Origin of the sequence: Actinokineospora cianjurensis, assembly GCF_003663795.1 — a bacterium.
Taxonomy (GTDB): domain Bacteria; phylum Actinomycetota; class Actinomycetes; order Mycobacteriales; family Pseudonocardiaceae; genus Actinokineospora; species Actinokineospora terrae.
On record NZ_RCDD01000004.1, the window covers coordinates 62,619 to 80,375 of the forward strand.

Genomic DNA, 17,757 nt, shown 5'->3' on the forward strand with positions numbered 1-17,757 from the left:
CCGCCCGCGCCCGGTTGGGGCCTGGCGCGGGTCTGATGGCACACTCAGCGCCGTGCGCGTATACCTGGGATCCGACCACGCGGGCTTCGAACTGAAGACCCACCTCGTCGAGCACCTCACCGCCGCGGGCCACGACGTCGTCGACGTCGGCCCGCACGCTTACGACGCCCTCGACGACTACCCGCCGTTCTGCGTGGAGACCGCGCGCCGCGTGGTGGCCGACCCGGGCAGCCTCGGCGTCGTCCTCGGCGGCTCCGGCAACGGCGAGCAGATCGCCGCCAACAAGGTGCCCGGCGCCAGGGCCGCCCTCGCCTGGAGCGTGTCCACCGCGCAACTGAGCCGCGAGCACAACGACGCCCAACTCATCGGCGTCGGCGCCCGCCAGCACAGCACCGAGGAGGCCACCGCCATCGTGGACGCCTTCCTCGCCACCCCCTTCTCCGGCGACGAACGCCACCAGCGCCGCATCGACCTGCTCACCGAGTACGAGCGCACCGGCGAACCGCCTGCCCTGCCTGCCTGAACAACCCGCACCACTCTTCCTGCTCGATGGGGCGAACTTGTTTTGTGTGGGGCAGCGGCGTCCGTAAACTCGCCAGCGTGGGGGAGGGCCGCTCTTCAGGCCCCGCCTTTGAGCTCTACCCAGGAGGCCGCAGGGGCCCCGCGCAAAACAAGTTCGCCCCATCGAGCCCACCGCACCACCTGCGCGATGGGGTGAACCTCGCTTGCCCGAAGGGCATACGCTGCACCGGTTGGCTCTTCTTCACCACAAGGCGTACGCCGGGTCTCCGGTTCGGGTGAGCAGTCCGCAGGGGCGTTTCTCTGCTGACGCGTCGCTTGTGGACGGTTCGGTGCTTGAGCTGGCCGAGGCGCATGGGAAGCATCTCTTCCACGTGTACGGCCCGGACCGTGTCGTCCACGTGCACCTGGGGCTCTACGGCACGTTCACCGACGGCGAGCCACCCGCCCCCGATCCCGTGGGCCAGATCAGGATGCGGCTGGTCGACGGGACACAGTGGACGGACCTACGCGGCCCGACCCGCTGCGAGCTGCTGACCGACGTCGAGGTTGACGCCCTGCGCGCCCGCCTCGGTCCTGATCCGCTGCGCGATGACGCGGACCCCGAGCAGGTGTGGGCGCGGATCTCCCGTTCGCGGGCCGCGGTGGCGGTGCTGCTGATGGACCAGTCCGTGATCGCGGGCGTCGGCAACGTGTACCGGGCGGAGTTGCTGTTCCGCCACGGCATCCACCCGTCCGTGCTCGGCCGCGACCTCGACCGGGCGCGGTGGGCCGAGATGTGGCCGGACCTGGTCGCGCTCATGGAGTTGGGCGTCCACAGAGGACGGATCGACACGGTCCGCGACGAGCACCTGCCCGAGGCGACCGGTCGCGCGCCCCGACAGGACCGACACGGCGGCGAGGTCTACGTCTACCGCCGCACCGGTATGCCCTGCCTGGTCTGTGGAACCCCTATCCGCACCGAGGTTCTAGCGGCGCGCAACAACTACTGGTGCCCGACCTGCCAGCCTGCGGTCTAGAAGAAGTCCCCGCCGCCGAAGTCGCCACCGCCGAAGTCACTGCCACCACCGAAATCGCCGCCGCCGTAGTCCCCGCCGCCGCCGTAGTCACCACCAGCGTCGCCGCCGTAGTCGCCACCCGAGTCGGCGATCGCGTCGGCCTGGCCCGCGTCGTAGCCCGACTCCCACGCCGCCGCGTCCGGGATGCCCGCCATGCCGGTGAACATCGCGTCGAACAGCAGCACGGTCCCGATGCCCCAGGCGCCCGCCACCAGCGCGGGCTTCCACCACGGCTCGCTGTACCAGCCCTGCGGCACCGGCCTGCCCGCCACGCGACCACCGGGGTAGTAGTGCGGCGTCCCCCGTCCGGGCATCGGCGACGCCTCGTACGAGTGACCCTCGACGGTCACCCTGCGGTCCTGCCCGACCTTGCCCGCGCGCAGCTGCTCGGGGTCGGCGGGCAGCTCGGGACCGGGGTCCAGGCCCATCGCCAGCCGGGCGGCGCGCACGTAGTACAGGCCCTCCATCGCCGTCCTGGTGACCAGCCTGGCCTGCTCCACGGTGCCCGCCTGCTCCATCTGCGACCCGGCGGCGGTGTAGCGCTCGGCCGCGTCGGCGATCGCCTGCTTGGACGGCTCGTCGGTGCCGGTCAGGTTCATCACCTGCCCGCCGAGCCGCTCCACCCAGCGCCGCGCGTCGGCCTTCGCGTCGTCGAGCGCCCGGGCGGCCCGGTTGCGCGACCACACGACACCCAGGACCACCACCGCGAGGATGATGACCACCACGATCGCCCCGCCCATGGCGCCTCCTTCGTCCGCTTACCTGGGACAACGCGGAACGCGCCCGTGCTGGTTCCCGGGTATCGCTCAGAACACCTCGCGGCAGGACGGCTCGCGCTCGGCGAGCATCGCGTTCGACAGCGCCGCCGCTGCTCCCGCCGTGTGTTCGCGGACCAGGCCCGCCGCGGCAAGAGTGCTCAACCGGATGCCGCCTAGGTAGGCGGCGCCAAGATCCCGAACATCCAGCTCTAGGTCCGGTGCCGCGTCGGTGCTCGCCACGGTCATCTGACCACCGTTGGCGACTAGGTGCCACCGACCCGCGTTCCACGGGCAGAACGCGTCAGCCACCTCGACCACGACGTCCACCGGCGCCAGATACCCGCGTAGGGGCAACGCGCGCTCAAGGTCGGTCAGACGGATGTGCAGCGCGTGAAACCGCTTCCGTAGAGCGATCCGGGAGTCAGGTAGCAGCAATGTCAGTGGGTCGTCCCCACTGCCCTCGTACTCGACCGACGTCGTGAGGTCGATGTCGAGCAGGTACCGCCAGAGGCCGGTGACCGCCTGGGGCGTGTTGGCGATGAACTCGTGCACGGACACGGTTCCGCCCGGCCCGTTGTCGGTCCACTTCGGTTGCGCCCGGTAGACGGCGTACCCGTCCGGGTGCACGGCGAAGCGGAACGGCGTGCGCCCCGCCTGCGCCCGGACCGAGTCGTGGAAGTGGTAGTCCCAGTTGCCGTCTATGCGCGTCAGCGGCCCCACCGTGGTCTCGGCGTACCGCTCGTAGAGCCCGCGGATCACCGGCATGGCCTCGTCGCGCGGCAGCTCGCGCACCACGGTCGGGTCGGCGTCGACACCCACCCGGAACGGGACCTTCGTCGGCACCGTGAAGTGGGTGATCTCGCTGGCCACCCCGTACCCGTACCGCCCGTAGATGGCCGACTCCGAGGCCCACAGCGCCGACACCGCCTGGCCGGACCGGGGCAGGACGGCGCGCATGATCTTCGTCAGCACGCCGCGCCTGCGGTGGTCCGGTGCCACCGCCACCGAGGTGAGCCCGGCGACCGGCACCAGTGCCCCGCCGGGTACCCGGAGGCCGCGGTCCTGCACCTGCGCCGCGCCGACCTGGCGGTCGCCCAGGTAGGCGCCCAGGTTCACCGAGTGCTCGGTGAGCCCGACCTCCTTGGCCCGGATCTCCTCGAGGCTGTGGTCGGCCAGGAACGCCGCCGCCAGCACCGCTGGTGCCGTCGCCGCCTCGTCGGGGGTCTGCTGCCGCACGGTGTAGGTGTCCACCACCGGGTGTCTACGGCAGATCCTCGAAGCCCGCCAGGGATTTCCGCCCCCGGGCCGGGACGGGCGGACGCGACTACCGGGACGGGGACTCGATCCACGATGTGGCGTACGCGCGTCACCCGGTCGGGCGAGGTTCGATCACGTGAAGTAGGTCTCGCCGTCGAGGCTGTGCTCGATGACGGTGCGGGTGGCCTCGGACACCGGCAGCTCGTGCAGCCGCTCCGGCTCGAGCCAGGCGGCCCGCGCGGACGACAGCCGCCCGCCGACCGGGCGGCCGCGGAAGCAGATCGCCAGCTCCGCGCTCCACGGCTCGCCGGGGTCGGTGAACACCCCGACCAGGCCGGTGATCTCCACCCACACCCCGGTCAGCGCCTCGACGGCCCGCACGGCCGCCACCGGGAGCGCCTCGGTGGCCGGTTGCGGCTTGCCGGGCAGCCGGTACCCGCCGTCCGCGCGGACCAGCAACACCAGCCCGGCGTCGTCGAGCACCACCACCCCCGCCCCGACCACGGTTCTCCGAACGGACAAGGACTTCGCTAGGTCGAAATAGCCGGATTGCGACATGGTCCCTGCCTACCGAACAAGCGGTCACCGGCACCACGGCCGTTGACCCGTTCTTCACGCCGGTGACCGAAAATCACCCGCCTGGCTGTGGCTCACACCACACCCCCCGACGATTCAACGGCGACGGTCGCCCCTTCCCAGCGAAACAGGGGCTGGGAACGTTCCCAAGTGACGTAAAGCGGCCAGACCTGATAGGGCCTGACCGCTGGAGAGCGGGCGACGGGAATCGAACCCGCGTAGCTAGTTTGGAAGACTAGGGCTCTACCATTGAGCTACGCCCGCGTACGTGCCATGAGGTACCACGCGTGAAACAGCCTAGCGGGTGGCGCTAGGGTGGGTGACGCAACCCCCGGGCAGTGGCGCAGTTTGGTAGCGCACCCGCTTTGGGAGCGGGGGGTCGCAGGTTCAAATCCTGTCTGCCCGACAGTCACAGGGCGGCGTGTCTCGACTGAGACACGCCGCCCTGTGTCGTTCCACGAGACGGCAGGGGGTGGCGGGGTGGGAGGTCGCTTCCCGCTTGGTCCGCCCGCCCCCTGCCTGGTCCGGCCTAGCAGTCGCGGAGTTCGGGGGACTGGTTGAGGAGTTGGCCGCGCGGGGAGATGAACGCGCGGTAGCGGTCGCCGTCCACCGCTGACGGGGTGAAGGCGGCGACGCGGTGGCAGTTCTGGAAGGCGAGTTTGACGCCGAAGTGGCGCTCCAGGCCGCCTCGGATCGCGTCCGAGGCGAGCGCGCGCAGCAGTTGGCCGCGTTCGGTCTCGCTCGGCGGGGGGATCTCGTTGTCGGCGAACCCGGAGGCGTCGACCGAGGTCGCCACCGACGAGATCACCTCCCAGGCGTAGGGCAGCGAGTCGCGGACCACGGCGACGAAGTCGGCGTCGTCAACGGGGCCCGCTTCGGCGCGTGCCAACAGGTCGGCAGGCACATCGAGAGACATCCGCACCTCCAGGTCATGGGCGGCGGGAGGGCCGCTGGTACTGCGTACCGCGTTCGTTGAACACCGGACAAGACCCGCCACCGGTTCGGCCCAGTCGCGATCACCCAGCTGCCGCTTGCCCGGCCGCCACCCGGCCCGGTACGAGCAGGAAGGGTGAAACTCGGAGTGTTCCTCCTCGCCGCCCGCTTCCCCGGGCAGAGCGACATCGATGCCCTCAAGCGCACCGTCGAGGTCGCTGTCGCCGCCGACCGGGCTGGCTTGGCCAGTGCCTGGGTCGCCGAGCACCACTTCATGCCCTACGGCACCTGCCCGGACGCCACGACTCTTGCCGCGCACCTCCTGGGTCGCACTAACCGCATCGAGATCGGGACGGCGGTAAGCGTCCTCACGACAGCGCACCCTGTCGCCCTGGCAGAGCGCGCACGGCTGCTCAGCGTCGTCAGCGACAACCGCTTCCGGCTAGGCGTCGGGCGCGGCGGCCCGTGGATGGACCTAGAGGTGTTCGGTTCGTCGCTAGAGCGCTACCAACACGGCATGCCCGGAGCGCTCGACCTCCTCCTCCGAGCGCTGAAAGACCCAACCGTCGAAGGTGATGCCGACTATCCATTTCGGTCAGTCCCACTCGTACCGACCCCGCTCGCCCCACCGACAGTCCACGTCGCCTGCACCTCCCACGCGACGGTCGACCTGGCTGCAGCGCGCGGCCTGCCCATGTTGCTCGGCATGCACATGACCAACGAGGAGAAGCGCGCGTTCGTAGACCATTACCGCGCCCAAGGTGGCCCTACCGACGCCGACCACGTCTCCGCCATCTCCGTCCACGTCTCCGACTCGCGCGAAGAGGCCGTCGCGGAGGTCATGGCCGCCGCCCCCGGCTGGCTCGCGGACGGCCTGGCCGCCTACATCAGGGTCGACGGCGGCCCTGGTCCCGACCGAGATCCAGTGGCGTACGCCAGGCACCTGTGCGACCTTCACCCAGTCGGCGATCCCGCCCACTGCGCGCGTGGTCTGCGGGACGCCGCCGCCGTCTCCGGGATCGACCACGTCATCGCGATGGTCGAGCTCACCGGGTCCCCTGACCACGCGTTGCGCACCATCGGCGCCCTCGCGGCAGTGCAGCCGACCCCACCCGGTCCCGACCTGGGCAAGCTCGCCTAGACTCGGGGGCTGATCCAGGCCACGCGTGTCCGACCGGGCTGGACCCAGGAGTCCCGAGAGGGTGCTCCGTCACCACAGCAACCGCAGTTGTCGTAGACAGTCGCACGAGGAGAACACGTTGAAAAGCACCGTCGAGCAGCTGAGCCCGACGCGGGTCCGGATCAACGTCGAGGTGCCGTTCGACGAGCTCAAGCCGAACTTCGACCGCGCGTACCGCAAGCTCGCCAGCCAGGTCCGCATCCCCGGGTTCCGCCCGGGCAAGGCACCCGCCAGGGTCATCGAGTCCCGCATCGGCCGCGCGCCGGTGCTCGACGAGGTGGTCAACGAGGCCATCCCGGCCAAGTACATGGAGGCGGTGACCGCGGGCGAGATCAAGGCCCTCGGCCAGCCCGACATCGAGGTCACCAAGCTCGAGGACGGCGACCACCTGGCGTTCACCGCCGAGGTCGACATCCGCCCCGACATCACCGTGCCCGCCTTCGGCGAGTTCACCGTGACCGTCGACGACGTCGAGCTCGCCGACACCGAGGTCGAGGAGCAGCTCGACGAGCTGCGCGCCCGCTTCGGCACCCTCACCGGTGCCACCCGCCCGGTCGAGGACGGCGACTTCGTCTCCATCGACCTCTCCGCCACCGTGGACGGCGCGGAGGTCGAGGACGCCAAGACCAGCGGCCTGTCCTACCAGGTCGGCTCGGGTGAGCTGATCGACGGCATCGACGAGGCCCTGCTCGGCGCCTCGGCCGGGGACACCAAGACCTTCACCACCGCGCTCGTCGCGGGCGAGTTCGCCGGTCGCGACGCCGACGTGTCGGTCACCGTCCAGTCGGTCAAGGTCCGCGAGCTGCCCGAGGTCGACGACGAGTTCGCCCAGCTGGCGAGCGAGTTCGACACCGTCGAGGAGCTGCGCGCCGACCTGCGCGAGCGGCTCGAGCGGGTCAAGCGCATGCAGCAGGGCGTCCAGGCCCGCGACAAGGTCCTCGACGCGCTGCTCGACGTCGTCGAGGTGCCGCTGCCGGACAAGGTCGTCGAGGCCGAGGTGTCCTCGCGCCAGCACGACGCGGTGCACCCGTTCGACCACGACGAGGAGAAGCTCAACGCCTACCTCGCCACCCAGGACAAGACCCGCGAGGACTTCGACGCCGAGGTGCTCGCCGAGTCGGAGAAGTCGGTCAAGACCCAGCTCATCCTCGACGCCATCGCCGAGTCCGAGCAGGTCTCGGTGTCCGACGCCGAGCTGACCGAGCGGATCATCTACCAGGCGCAGCGCTTCGGCATCAGCCCGGACGAGTACGTGCAGCGCGCGCAGCAGTCCGGCCAGCTCGGCGCGATCTTCGCCGACGTGCGCCGCGGCAAGGCGCTCGCCTCGGTCGTCCGCCAGGCCGACGTGGTGGACGCCTCCGGCAACAAGGTCGACCTCACCGAGCTCTTCGGTGCCGCCGAGGACGACGCGCCCGCCCCGGCCCCCGAGGCGGCCACCGACGCCCCGGCCGAGGACACGGCGGCGCGGTAGCCACCCGGAAGGCTGAAGTCGGTTTGACGCTCTGAGCGAAAGTGGGCGGTGTCGGGAAGTCGGCGCCGCCCGCCTTCGTTACTGTCGGTCTAGAGATCTAGTTGTACCCAGGCAGACTTGGAGAAGGCAGGCAGACGTGACGCAGCACCTCTCGCCCCACATGCGGTCCACCGCGGGGCTAACCCTGAACGACTCGGTGTACGAGCGGCTGCTCCGTGAGCGCATCGTCTTCCTCGGCTCCGAGGTCGACGACGAGATCGCCAACCGCATCACCGCGCAGCTGCTGCTGCTCGCCGCGGAAGACCCCGAGCGCGACATCACCTTCTACATCAACTCGCCGGGCGGCTCCGTCACCGCGGGCATGGCGATCTACGACACCATGCAGCTGATCGAGCCGGACGTGGCCACCTGGGGGATGGGCCTGGCGGCGTCGATGGGCCAGTTCCTGCTCGCCTCCGGCACCCCGGGCAAGCGCTACGCGCTCCCGCACGCCCGGATCATGATGCACCAGCCCTCCGCGGGCGTCGGCGGCACCGCGTCCGACATCGCCATCCGCGCGCAGGTGTACGCGAAGTGGAAGTACGAGATGGCGCTGATCACCGCGGAGCAGACCGGCCAGACGGTGGAGAAGGTCACCCTCGACGCGGACCGCGACCGCTGGTTCACCGCGGAGGAGGCCAAGGAGTACGGCTTCATCGACCACGTGGTGAGCCGCGCGGCCCGCGTGGGCTCGGCGAACTGATCCCGGCCGCGGACGCAGAGAAAACAGGAGCACCTCGTGAGTGAGATCCACGTCCCGCACCTCCCGCAGTCCCGCTACGTGCTGCCGTCCTTCGTGGAGCGCACGAGCTACGGGCCCAAGGAGTCCAACCCGTACAACAAGCTGTTCGAGGAGCGGGTCATCTTCCTCGGCGTCCAGATCGACGACGCCTCCGCCAACGACGTGATGGCGCAGCTGATCTACCTGGAGTCGACCGACCCCGACCGCGACATCACCATGTACATCAACTCCCCGGGTGGCTCGTTCACCTCGTTGATGGCCATCTACGACACGATGCAGTACGTCCGGCCCGACATCCAGACGTTCTGCCTCGGCCAGGCGGCCTCCGCCGCCGCGGTGCTGCTGGCCGCGGGCACCAAGGGCAAGCGGTTCGCCCTGCCCAACGTGCGCGTGCTCATCCACCAGCCCTCCACCGAGGGCGTCTACGGCCAGGTGTCGGACCTGGAGATCCAGGCCGCCGAGATCCAGCGGGTCCGCGGCGCGCTGGAGACCACCCTGGCCAGGCACACCGGCAAGGACGTCGACCAGGTCCGCCGCGACATCGAGCGCGACAAGATCCTCACCGCCGCCGAGGCCAAGGAGTACGGCATCATCGACGAGGTGCTGCCCTACCGCAAGCTCTCCACCCAGAGCTGAGTGGGCGAAATCCCTCGCCCGAGGCGGTGAGCGGTCGAAAAGACCCGACACGCGGGCCGTCAGCGGCCTACCGTGGTCGACTAAGGTTCGACACTTGCTCGACATGCGCAGTGCAGCAGATCGGCTCGCGTCGGTCCTTGCTTCTCCCGCTCGGCGGGGGTGGGCGGGTACCGTCGAGGGCAACGGTCGCGACCGGCCCGGTCACGCCGCGGTTCTCCTCGTGCCGCGCGTGACCGGGACCGGACGAGCCGGACACACAGCCAGGCGTGCCGCCCCGGGCGCGCCGGAGGGGACAGAGGTCAGCGGTCATGGCACGTATCGGTGACGGCGGAGACCTGCTCAAGTGCTCTTTCTGCGGGAAGAGCCAGAAGCAGGTGAAGAAGCTCATCGCCGGACCAGGCGTGTACATCTGCGATGAGTGCATCGACCTCTGCAACGAGATCATCGAGGAGGAGCTCGCGGAAGCGGGCGACGTGAAGCTCGACGAGCTGCCCAAGCCCGCCGAGATCCACGAGTTCCTCGACCAGTACGTCATCGGCCAGGACGACGCCAAGCGCTCGCTGGCCGTGGCGGTCTACAACCACTACAAGCGCATCCAGGCCGGTGACCGCGCCCGGCCCGAGGGCCGCGAGTCCCGCGAGGAGACCGTCGAGCTGGCCAAGTCCAACATCCTGATGTTGGGCCCGACCGGCTGCGGCAAGACCTACCTCGCGCAGACCCTCGCCAAGCTCCTCAACGTGCCCTTCGCCATCGCCGACGCCACCGCCCTCACCGAGGCGGGCTACGTCGGCGAGGACGTCGAGAACATCCTGCTCAAGCTGATCCAGGCCGCCGACTACGACGTCAAGCGCGCCGAGACCGGCATCATCTACATCGACGAGGTCGACAAGATCGCCCGCAAGAGCGAGAACCCGTCGATCACCCGCGACGTCTCCGGCGAGGGCGTGCAGCAGGCGCTGCTCAAGATCCTGGAGGGCACCACCGCCAGCGTGCCCCCGCAGGGCGGCCGCAAGCACCCGCACCAGGAGTTCATCCAGATCGACACGACGAACGTGCTGTTCATCGTGGCCGGTGCGTTCGCGGGCCTGGAGAAGATCATCCAGGACCGGATCGGCAAGCGCGGCCTCGGCTTCGGCGCCGAGATCCGCTCCAAGGCCGACATCGACGCCGCCGAGGTCTTCTCCGACACCATGCCGGAAGACCTGATCAAGTTCGGCCTGATCCCCGAGTTCATCGGCCGCCTGCCCGTGCTGGCCAGCGTCACCAACCTGGACAAGGTCTCCCTGGTCCAGATCCTCACCGAGCCGCGCAACGCCCTGGTCAAGCAGTACCAGAAGCTCTTCGAGATGGACGGCGTCGAACTCGAGTTCACCGACACCGCCCTCGAGGCCGTCGCCGACCAGGCGATCCTGCGCGGCACCGGCGCCCGCGGCCTGCGCGCCATCATGGAGGAAGTCCTCCAGTCGGTCATGTACGACATCCCCAGCCGCACCGACGTGGCCAAGGTCGTCATCACCGAGCAGACCGTCCGCGAGAACGTCAACCCCACCATCGTCTCCCGCCAACCCTCCCGCCGCGAACGCCGCGAGAAGTCGGCCTGAAGACGCCTGCTCGAACCCACTGAGGCCGCCTCCCCACCCGGGACAGGCGGCCTCAGCCATTCCCCCATCGGGCGACTCCACCCGCATGCCCTCGACCGGGTGAACCTCCGCTCCAGCCGTAGATCACTCTGAGGCCACCCCGCGCCAAGGGCCAGCATCGGTGACCAGTTGGGGCAGACCTATTGGTCGCTAGTCTCGGGGTGTGGCGGACTCGTTCGAGGTCGGTGCGCGGGTGCGGTACTGGCGCGACCGCAGGCAGCTCGACCGCAAGCAGTTCGCCGACCTCGTCGGCCGGTCCACCTCCTGGCTCGACAAGGTCGAGTCCGGCGAGCGGGCCCTCGAACGCCTTCCCCTGATCGAGCGCGTCGCGGAGGTCCTGGGGATCGAGCCGAGCGTCCTCACCGATCGCCGCGCAGCCGACCGGGCGCAGCAGTGCGTCGATCCCACCGAGGTCGCCGCGATCCGCGCCGCTCTCGGCCAGTACGTCGATGACGATCGCCCGGTCGACTTGGCCGCAGTGACGCGTCAGGCGACCTACCTCGACCACGCCTGGTTGTCCTCCCGTTTCACCGTCGTGGCCCGCCACCTGCCCAGCTTGATGGCCGACGCGCGGCGTGCGGTCGTGGCTACGCCGGACCAGTTGTCAGCGCACCGGGTGAAGGTGTCGACCTACCGGCTGGCCTCGTCGGTGCTGCTGAAGTTCGACTCCACCGATCTCGCGTGGCTCGCCGCCGACCGGGCCATGCACGCCGCGCAGGGGGTTGACGATCCCTGGTCACTGGCGAGGGCGACCAGGAGTGTGGCGCGGGCGATGGGGCGGACGCAGCAGGCTGTCGCGGTGCTGACGGGGGTGGCGGATCGGGTGCGCGAGCAGGTCGCGGCCGACGAGGCGGATTTGCTGGCGGTGTACGGGATGTTGTTCCTCGCCGCCTCGATCACCGCGGCTGATCTGGGCGACGCGGGGTTCGCGGGGGAGATGCACGAGCAGGCGTCCGCGGTGGCGGGTCGGTTCGAGCCGCACTTCGCCGACCACCAGACCTGTTTCGGGGTGGCCAATGTGCGCGTGCACCGCGTCGCCGCGCTGGTCAGGTTGGGTCAGCCCGGGAAGGCCATCGAGACTGCCAGGACCATCGACCCCGCTGGCCTCACTCCGGAGCGGAAGGCGAACCTCCTGCTCGACCTCACTGAGGCCCACATCGCCGTCGCCGAGCACCATCGGGCCGCGTACGTGCTCGCCCAGGCTGAGCGGGTCGCGCCGGAGGAGGTCAGGTGTCGGCCGGTCGCGCATGGTCTGGTTCGCACGTTGTTGCGCCACACCACGGGCGCGCCTGCCGGTCTTGTCGCCGGGATCGCTGAGCGCGCCGGGGTTGCCGCGTGAGCAAGCCGGTTCTCTACCTGGTGATCTGCGGTGCCGGTCCGGCCAAGAGGGTCGCCGACATGATCGACCTGGCGTTGCCCGAGTGGGACGTCTGGTGCCTGGCCACCCCGTCCGCTGTCGAGCACTTCCTCGACCTCGACGACCTCGAACGCCGCACCGGTCACCCGGTCCGCACCACGCACCAGGGGCCACGGCAGCAGGCACTTCCCAAGGCCGACGCCGTGCTGGTCGCCCCCGCGACCTACAACACGATCAACAAGTGGGCCGCCGGGATCGCGGACACCTATGTCCTGATCCAGCTCGCCGAACTCACCGGTCTCGGTGTGCCCATAGTCGCCATGCCGTACGTGAACTCGGCGTTGGCGGCGAATCGGGTGTTCCACCGCAGTGTGGCTGAGCTGCGAGAATCGGGTGTCACCGTTCTGCTCAACGCGCCGCACGCGCCCAGGACGCCCGCTGATTACCCCTGGGCGGCGGCGTTGGGGGCGTGCTTGCCGAGGAAGTCGAGCACCGAGGGGACCACGCCGCGGTAGAAGGGGTCGCCGTGGCCGCCTGGGCCGGTGTAGGCGACCTCGGGCTTGGCCAGGCGGATGAACTTGCGGGTGCCTTCGATGAAGTGGTCCTCGGTGCCGCACCAGATGCCGACCGGGGTGCGGCCGAGCTTGTCGATGTTGCGCAGCGGGTCGAGCGCGGTCCACTCGGTGTTGTTCTTGAAGGCGCGGCGGGTGCTCATCTCGCGCCAGGACATCAGCAGACCGGGGGAGATGGCGGCAACGGCGTCGAGCGGCCTGCCGAGTTCGGCGCGGCGGCGGGCGTACAGCAGGGCGCCGAAGCCGCCCATGGAGACGCCCGCGCAGGCGAACGGGTCGGTCGAGAGGCCGCGCTGGGCCAGCCAGCGGGGGATCTCGTCGAGGAGCATGGCCATGGAGTTGTCGCCGACGTGGTTCTCGTGCCAGTAGTTGTCGCCACCGTCGATGGCGACGAAGGCGAACGGCGGGAGCGTCCCGGCGGCGACGCGTTTGGCCAGCGTGCGGGCCAGGCCGGTGGGGGCGGCGCGGCGGGCGTTGCCGCGCAGGCCGTGCAGGAACAGGCAGACGGGCAGGTTCCGCGCGGGCAGTTCCGTGGGCAGCATGGTGACCAGGTCGACGTCGGTCCCCCGGGCCGTCGACCGCACCCGCTCGGTCCGGATCACCGGGTCGACCCCGCCGACGGCCTCGGCGAGCGCGGTGAGCACGGGCAACGCCCCGGTCGCCGCCCCGAGCGCGATCCCCCCGGTCGTGGCAGCGGCGGTCCCCGCGACGAGCAGCGTCCGCCTGCTCACCCGCGCCGAGCCGAATCCCGCCATGGTCCCTCCCCGAACCGTTGACGGACCCCGGCCGCGCCCGGGTTCGTCACCACACTCAATCGTGTCCGGCGGCGCCGACGTTTCTCGGTTCAGACACAGACTGTGCTTGCGACTGGAAAATGGCACCCCGACCAGCCGAACCGACCCAGTGGTGTCGCCGATATCACCCCTCAGACGCAGGTCAGCGATCCGGCATGGCGGTTCCCGCACCCCGCGCCTCAAGCACCGACCCCGCACAACCCACCACAGGCGCCGAGCCCGCTCCCCGACCCGGTCATCACCTCATCGCCGCCAGCCGATCGGAGCCCGACCCAGAGCCGTGCGTCAGCCTGACCGTCGCTTCGTCGTCGGTCAGTTGATTGGATCGTGGCTGGCGCCGTGCGCTGATCTGCCCGTCACCTCGTCGCCGATCAGCTGATCGGCGCGCGACCGGCGCTGTGCGCCGTTCTGCCCGTCACTTCGTCGCCGGTCGGTGGAGCGCGACCGGCGCTGTGCGCTGATCTGCCCGTCACCTTGTCGCCGATCAGCTGATCGGCGCGCGACCGGCGCTGTGCGCTGACCTGCCCGTCACCTCATCAGCGGTGTGCTGGTTGGAGCCCGGCCGGAGCGATGCGTCTGTCTGGCCGTCTCTTCGTCGCCGGTCAGCTGATTGGAGCGTGGCTGGCGCTGTGCGCCGTTCTGCCCGTCACCTCGTCGCCGATCAGCTGATCGGCGCGCGACCGGCGCTGTGCGCTGACCTGGCTGTCACCTCATCGGCGGTCAGCCGATCGGACCATGACCGGAGCCGTGCGTACAGCTCCACCCAGCCAGCCGCCACCTCGACCACCCGGCGTCCGCCGCCCGCCATGATCAACTCCGCGGCCGGGGCCCACCCTCCCGGGGGCCGGGGGCCCATCTCTGAACCTATCGAACCTGGTGACTTGTCAATAGGGGCTTGGCGAGGGCTGTGGATGGTTCGAGGGGTTGTGGATGGATCGACGTCGAGACGGTGGTCAGGGCGTGTTTCGAGGTATGCGCCGACCGCGCGCGCCGGCCGGGTTGAGCGCGTCGGACGGTGTCGGGTTCAGTCGACTCGTGTGTCGCCGGTGTAGAGGTTCATCGTGTCGCCGCGGAGGAAGCCGATCAGCGTCATCCCCTGCTCGTCCGCCAGCTCCACCGCCAGCGACGACGGCGCCGATACCGCCGCCAGCACCGGTACGCCCGCCATCGCGGCCTTCTGCACCAGTTCGAACGACGCCCGCCCCGACACCAGCAGCACCATCCCGGCGAGCGGCACCAGTCCCTGCTGCAACGCCCAGCCCAGCACCTTGTCGACCGCGTTGTGCCGCCCGACGTCCTCCCGCACCACCAGCGCCCGACCGTCCGAAGTGAACAGTCCCGCCGCGTGCAGGCCCCCGGTGCTGCCGAACACCTTCTGCTTCTCCCGCAGCACATCCGGCAGCCCGGCCAGCACGTCCATCGACACCCGCACCGGGTCGGCGGCGGGGGAGTACCGCGTCTTGAGCCGGACCGCGTCCAGTGCCGCCTTGCCGCAGACCCCGCAGGACGAGGTCGTGTAGAAGTTCCGCTCCACCCCGGGGTCCGGCGGCGGGACGCCATCGGCGAGAGCGATGTCGAGCACGTTGTAGGTGTTGCGCCCCTGGTCGTCGACGCCGTCGCAGTAGCGGGCGATCGCGATGTCGGCCCGGTCCCCGATGACCCCCTCGGTCAGCAGGAACCCGTGCGCCAGTTCCACGTCGTGCCCCGGGGTGCGCATGGTGACCGCCAGTGCCCGCCCGCCGACCCGGATCTCCAGCGGCTCCTCGGCCGCCAGCGCGTCCGGCCTGCTCCGCCGCCCGTCCGGACCGACCCGGACCACCGGCCTGCGCACCGTCACCCGTCCCATGGCCCCAAGCCTAGGCCCGGAAATGAAAGGTGGGCCGCTCCCGACGCCTGCGTTCGTCGGGAGCGGGCCGCTCAGGGGGTTACCGCGTCAGTCCTGGATCAGGACCGTGCCCACAGCGACGGCACGTTCGGCGGCTCCCAGCCAGGCAGGGAGTAGTGACCCTGGATGGCCCGGTAGCTGGCGCCGCCGTAGGTGACGGTCGCGCCAACCGCGTAGTTGGTGTAAGCGGCCCAGGTACCGCCACCGGGGTTACCGGGGGTGGTCGTGGTGGGGTTGGTGGTCGGGTTGGGACCACCGGAGGTCAGCAGGCGCAGGCTGTAGACCTGCAGGATCTCGTTGACCGGCTGGAAGTAGAAGGTGCCGCCCTGGCTGCAGTTGCCGGAGCCACCGGAGGTGACGCCCTGCGCCTGGTCGCCCGCCAGCCACGAACCGCCCGAGTCGCCCGGCTCGGCGCACGCGCTGGTCCGGGTCAGGCCGGTCACGGTGCCCTGCGGGTAGGTGACCGACGAGTTCTTCTGCTGGATGGTGCCGCAGCGCCAGCCGGTGGTGGAGCCGGAGCGGCAGACCGACGCGCCGACGGCGGCCTCGGTGCTGCCGGCGACGGACACGTTCTGGCCGCCGGAGTAGCGGTTGACCAGCGGCCGGGGGGTGTTGCCCGCGGCGACGCGGACCCAGCCGTAGTCGTTGCCGGGGAAGCTGGACCCGGCGACCGACCCGCTGGGGTTGGTGGTCTGGGTGCCCGCGGTGCCGCAGTGGCCCGCGGTGACGAACCCGCCCTCGACCGAGAAGCCGATCGAGCAGCGGCTGCCGCCGAAGCTGTAGGCGTTGCCACCGATGACGTCGATGAACGGCCGTGGCTCCTCGGCCGAGGTCTCGAAGCGCACGGCGGCGGCGTCGAGGCCACTGGCCTTGACCCACGCGGTGGCGGCGTCCTGGCCGCCGGACTTGGTCAGCACGACCACCGCGTTGGTGGTCACGTCGACGTACCAGCCGGGGATGGACTTGGGCGCCTTGCGGGCGTTGTCGTCGAGCCGGGACTTGGCCGAGTCCAACTGGGCCTGGCTGCGGCTGACGACCTTCGGCACGGCGCCGAGGCCGCGCACCTGGTCCGCCTTGGTGGCGTCGGTGACCGCGACGGTCAGCGTGGTGGCGCCCGCGTCCAGCCAGGCACCGCCGAAGTTCGCGCCGAGGGTGCCACGCAGGGCGCCCTCGGTCTTGCTCGCCTTGTACTCGCGGTTCAGGCGCTGCTTGGCCTGCTCGGTGGTGATCTTCAGGTCCCGGGACATGGCACTGAGGACCTCGGGCGAGGTCGAGTCGGCGGCGGTGACAGCGGGGGCGGCCTGGCCCGCTGTCGCCGACGGGGTCATGGCGATGGCCGTGGACAGGCCGGCCGCCGTGAGTGCTGCCAGTGCGGCAGCGGTGAACTTGCGATTCATCACGCTCTCCAATTGAGGGCGAGTTGTGCAGGGTAAGACCCGACGGTAGGAGGGGGATCACCCATATTGGTACATACCAATGAGGTCATACCTCCCATTTCGACCGCTACTGGGAAGGTGGGAACATGAATACTGGGAACAACTCCGGCGCCGAAGGCCCCCGACCACCACGCCGCGTACTGGTTACCGGCGCGTCCGGTGGTATAGGCGCCGCTGTGGCCCGCGCTTTCGCTGCTCTGGGTGACCGGATCGCGGTGCACTACTCCAGTCGGGTGGATCGGGCCGAGCGGCTCGTCGCCGAGTTGCCCGGCGACGGTCATCTGGTCGTCGGGGCCGACCTGTCGGACCCGGCCGCGATCCCGCCGTTCGTCGAGACCGTCGTGGATGGTCTTGGCGGCGTGGACGTGCTGGTGAACAACGCCGCGGTGCTCACCCCGGCGCACCCACCGGTGACCACGTCGTACCAGGAGTGGACCAAAGCCTGGCAGGACGTGCTCGCGGTCAACCTGCTCGGCGCGGCCAACCTGACCCACCAGGTCGCGGTGCGGATGATCGAGCAGGGCGGCGGCGGCCGGATCGTCAACGTGGGCTCGCGGGGCGCCTTCCGCGGCGAGCCGCAGCACCCGGCGTACGGCGCGAGCAAGGCCGGTCTGCACGCCCTGGGGCAGTCGTTGGCGGTCGCGCTGGCGCCGCACGGGATCGCGGTGACCTCGGTGGCGCCGGGGTTCGTCAACACCGAGCGGGTGTCCGAGCGGCTGGCGGGGTCGGCGGGGGAGGCGATCCGCGCGCAGAGCCCGTTCGACCGGGTCGCGACGCCGGAGGAGATCGCCGGGGCAGTGGTCTACCTGGCGTCGGCGGAGGCGCTGTGGGCGTCGGGGACGATCCTTGACCTCAACGGGGCCTCTTACCTGCGCACATAGGCTGTTCGCCCGTCGGCCAGTAC

General features: G+C 70.3%; 17 protein-coding genes and 2 tRNA genes. 11 read left to right on the forward strand and 8 right to left on the reverse strand.

Annotated features, from left to right (window positions below):
- Positions 1-52 precede the first annotated feature (52 nt).
- Both CLV68_RS22885 and CLV68_RS22890 read left to right on the forward strand, forming a co-directional pair.
- A complete protein-coding gene (locus CLV68_RS22885; protein WP_092777189.1) occupies positions 53-523 on the forward strand; it encodes a ribose-5-phosphate isomerase in 471 nt (156 codons plus the stop codon).
- 202 nt (positions 524-725) lie between these two features.
- Positions 726-1,538: an Fpg/Nei family DNA glycosylase gene (locus CLV68_RS22890; protein WP_121392980.1), complete on the forward strand. Its 813-nt coding sequence runs from the start codon at positions 726-728 to the stop codon at positions 1,536-1,538.
- Here the strand turns inward: CLV68_RS22890 and CLV68_RS22895 are convergent.
- From CLV68_RS22895 to CLV68_RS22910, 4 genes are all read right to left on the reverse strand, one after another.
- Complete coding sequence (locus CLV68_RS22895) at positions 1,535-2,317, reverse strand: hypothetical protein (protein ID WP_121392981.1); 783 nt, start codon at positions 2,315-2,317, stop codon at positions 1,535-1,537. The two genes, CLV68_RS22890 and CLV68_RS22895, sit on opposite strands and share 4 nt — an antisense overlap.
- A gap of 66 nt (positions 2,318-2,383) precedes the next feature.
- Positions 2,384-3,586 carry a GNAT family N-acetyltransferase gene (locus tag CLV68_RS22900; RefSeq protein WP_170224544.1) on the reverse strand — a complete coding sequence of 401 codons (1,203 nt, stop codon included), beginning with the start codon at positions 3,584-3,586 and terminating at the stop codon, positions 2,384-2,386.
- Between the two features lie 138 nt (positions 3,587-3,724).
- Positions 3,725-4,114: an NUDIX hydrolase gene (locus CLV68_RS22905; protein WP_143073437.1), complete on the reverse strand. Its 390-nt coding sequence runs from the start codon at positions 4,112-4,114 to the stop codon at positions 3,725-3,727.
- Positions 4,115-4,361: 247 nt separating this feature from the next.
- Positions 4,362-4,432, reverse strand: a tRNA-Gly gene (locus CLV68_RS22910).
- Positions 4,433-4,500: 68 nt separating this feature from the next.
- On the opposite strand from CLV68_RS22910, the gene CLV68_RS22915 reads away from it, so the two are divergent.
- Positions 4,501-4,574, forward strand: a tRNA-Pro gene (locus CLV68_RS22915).
- Positions 4,575-4,697: 123 nt separating this feature from the next.
- On the opposite strand, the gene CLV68_RS22920 is transcribed toward CLV68_RS22915, so the two are convergent.
- Positions 4,698-5,084 (reverse strand): SCO5389 family protein, encoded by a 387-nt coding sequence (locus CLV68_RS22920; protein ID WP_121392984.1) that lies wholly within the window; start codon positions 5,082-5,084, stop codon positions 4,698-4,700.
- Between the two features lie 153 nt (positions 5,085-5,237).
- Between CLV68_RS22920 and CLV68_RS22925 the strand changes: the two genes are divergently transcribed.
- The 7 genes from CLV68_RS22925 (at position 5,238) to CLV68_RS22955 (ending at position 12,681) form a co-directional block, all read left to right on the forward strand.
- On the forward strand, positions 5,238-6,242 hold the full coding sequence (locus CLV68_RS22925) for an LLM class flavin-dependent oxidoreductase (RefSeq protein ID WP_121392985.1): 1,005 nt from the start codon (positions 5,238-5,240) through the stop codon (positions 6,240-6,242).
- 118 nt (positions 6,243-6,360) lie between these two features.
- Positions 6,361-7,752 carry a trigger factor gene (tig, locus tag CLV68_RS22930; RefSeq protein WP_121392986.1) on the forward strand — a complete coding sequence of 464 codons (1,392 nt, stop codon included), beginning with the start codon at positions 6,361-6,363 and terminating at the stop codon, positions 7,750-7,752.
- A 160-nt stretch (positions 7,753-7,912) separates the two neighbouring features.
- On the forward strand, positions 7,913-8,494 hold the full coding sequence (locus tag CLV68_RS22935; protein WP_092777388.1) for an ATP-dependent Clp protease proteolytic subunit: 582 nt from the start codon (positions 7,913-7,915) through the stop codon (positions 8,492-8,494).
- Positions 8,495-8,539: 45 nt separating this feature from the next.
- A complete protein-coding gene (locus CLV68_RS22940; RefSeq protein ID WP_211346757.1) occupies positions 8,540-9,169 on the forward strand; it encodes an ATP-dependent Clp protease proteolytic subunit in 630 nt (209 codons plus the stop codon).
- 308 nt (positions 9,170-9,477) lie between these two features.
- Positions 9,478-10,770 (forward strand): ATP-dependent Clp protease ATP-binding subunit ClpX, encoded by a 1,293-nt coding sequence (gene clpX, locus CLV68_RS22945; protein ID WP_121392988.1) that lies wholly within the window; start codon positions 9,478-9,480, stop codon positions 10,768-10,770.
- Between the two features lie 202 nt (positions 10,771-10,972).
- Positions 10,973-12,148 carry a helix-turn-helix domain-containing protein gene (locus tag CLV68_RS22950; protein ID WP_121392989.1) on the forward strand — a complete coding sequence of 392 codons (1,176 nt, stop codon included), beginning with the start codon at positions 10,973-10,975 and terminating at the stop codon, positions 12,146-12,148.
- Positions 12,145-12,681 carry a flavoprotein gene (locus tag CLV68_RS22955; RefSeq protein WP_121392990.1) on the forward strand — a complete coding sequence of 179 codons (537 nt, stop codon included), beginning with the start codon at positions 12,145-12,147 and terminating at the stop codon, positions 12,679-12,681. The genes CLV68_RS22950 and CLV68_RS22955 overlap by 4 nt, the downstream gene beginning before the upstream one ends.
- Here the strand turns inward: CLV68_RS22955 and CLV68_RS22960 are convergent.
- From CLV68_RS22960 to CLV68_RS22970, 3 genes are all read right to left on the reverse strand, one after another.
- Positions 12,609-13,493 carry an alpha/beta hydrolase gene (locus CLV68_RS22960; protein WP_121392991.1) on the reverse strand — a complete coding sequence of 295 codons (885 nt, stop codon included), beginning with the start codon at positions 13,491-13,493 and terminating at the stop codon, positions 12,609-12,611. The two genes, CLV68_RS22955 and CLV68_RS22960, sit on opposite strands and share 73 nt — an antisense overlap.
- A gap of 1,063 nt (positions 13,494-14,556) precedes the next feature.
- Positions 14,557-15,378, reverse strand: a complete 822-nt coding sequence (gene fdhD / locus CLV68_RS22965) for a formate dehydrogenase accessory sulfurtransferase FdhD (RefSeq protein ID WP_121392992.1) — start codon at positions 15,376-15,378, stop codon at positions 14,557-14,559.
- A gap of 98 nt (positions 15,379-15,476) precedes the next feature.
- A complete protein-coding gene (locus CLV68_RS22970; protein ID WP_121392993.1) occupies positions 15,477-16,814 on the reverse strand; it encodes an alpha-lytic protease prodomain-containing protein in 1,338 nt (445 codons plus the stop codon).
- 125 nt (positions 16,815-16,939) lie between these two features.
- Between CLV68_RS22970 and CLV68_RS22975 the strand changes: the two genes are divergently transcribed.
- The gene (locus CLV68_RS22975; protein WP_121392994.1) at positions 16,940-17,734 is read left to right on the forward strand and encodes an SDR family NAD(P)-dependent oxidoreductase; all 795 of its coding nucleotides are present in this window, start codon (positions 16,940-16,942) and stop codon (positions 17,732-17,734) included.
- Positions 17,735-17,757: the final 23 nt, after the last annotated feature.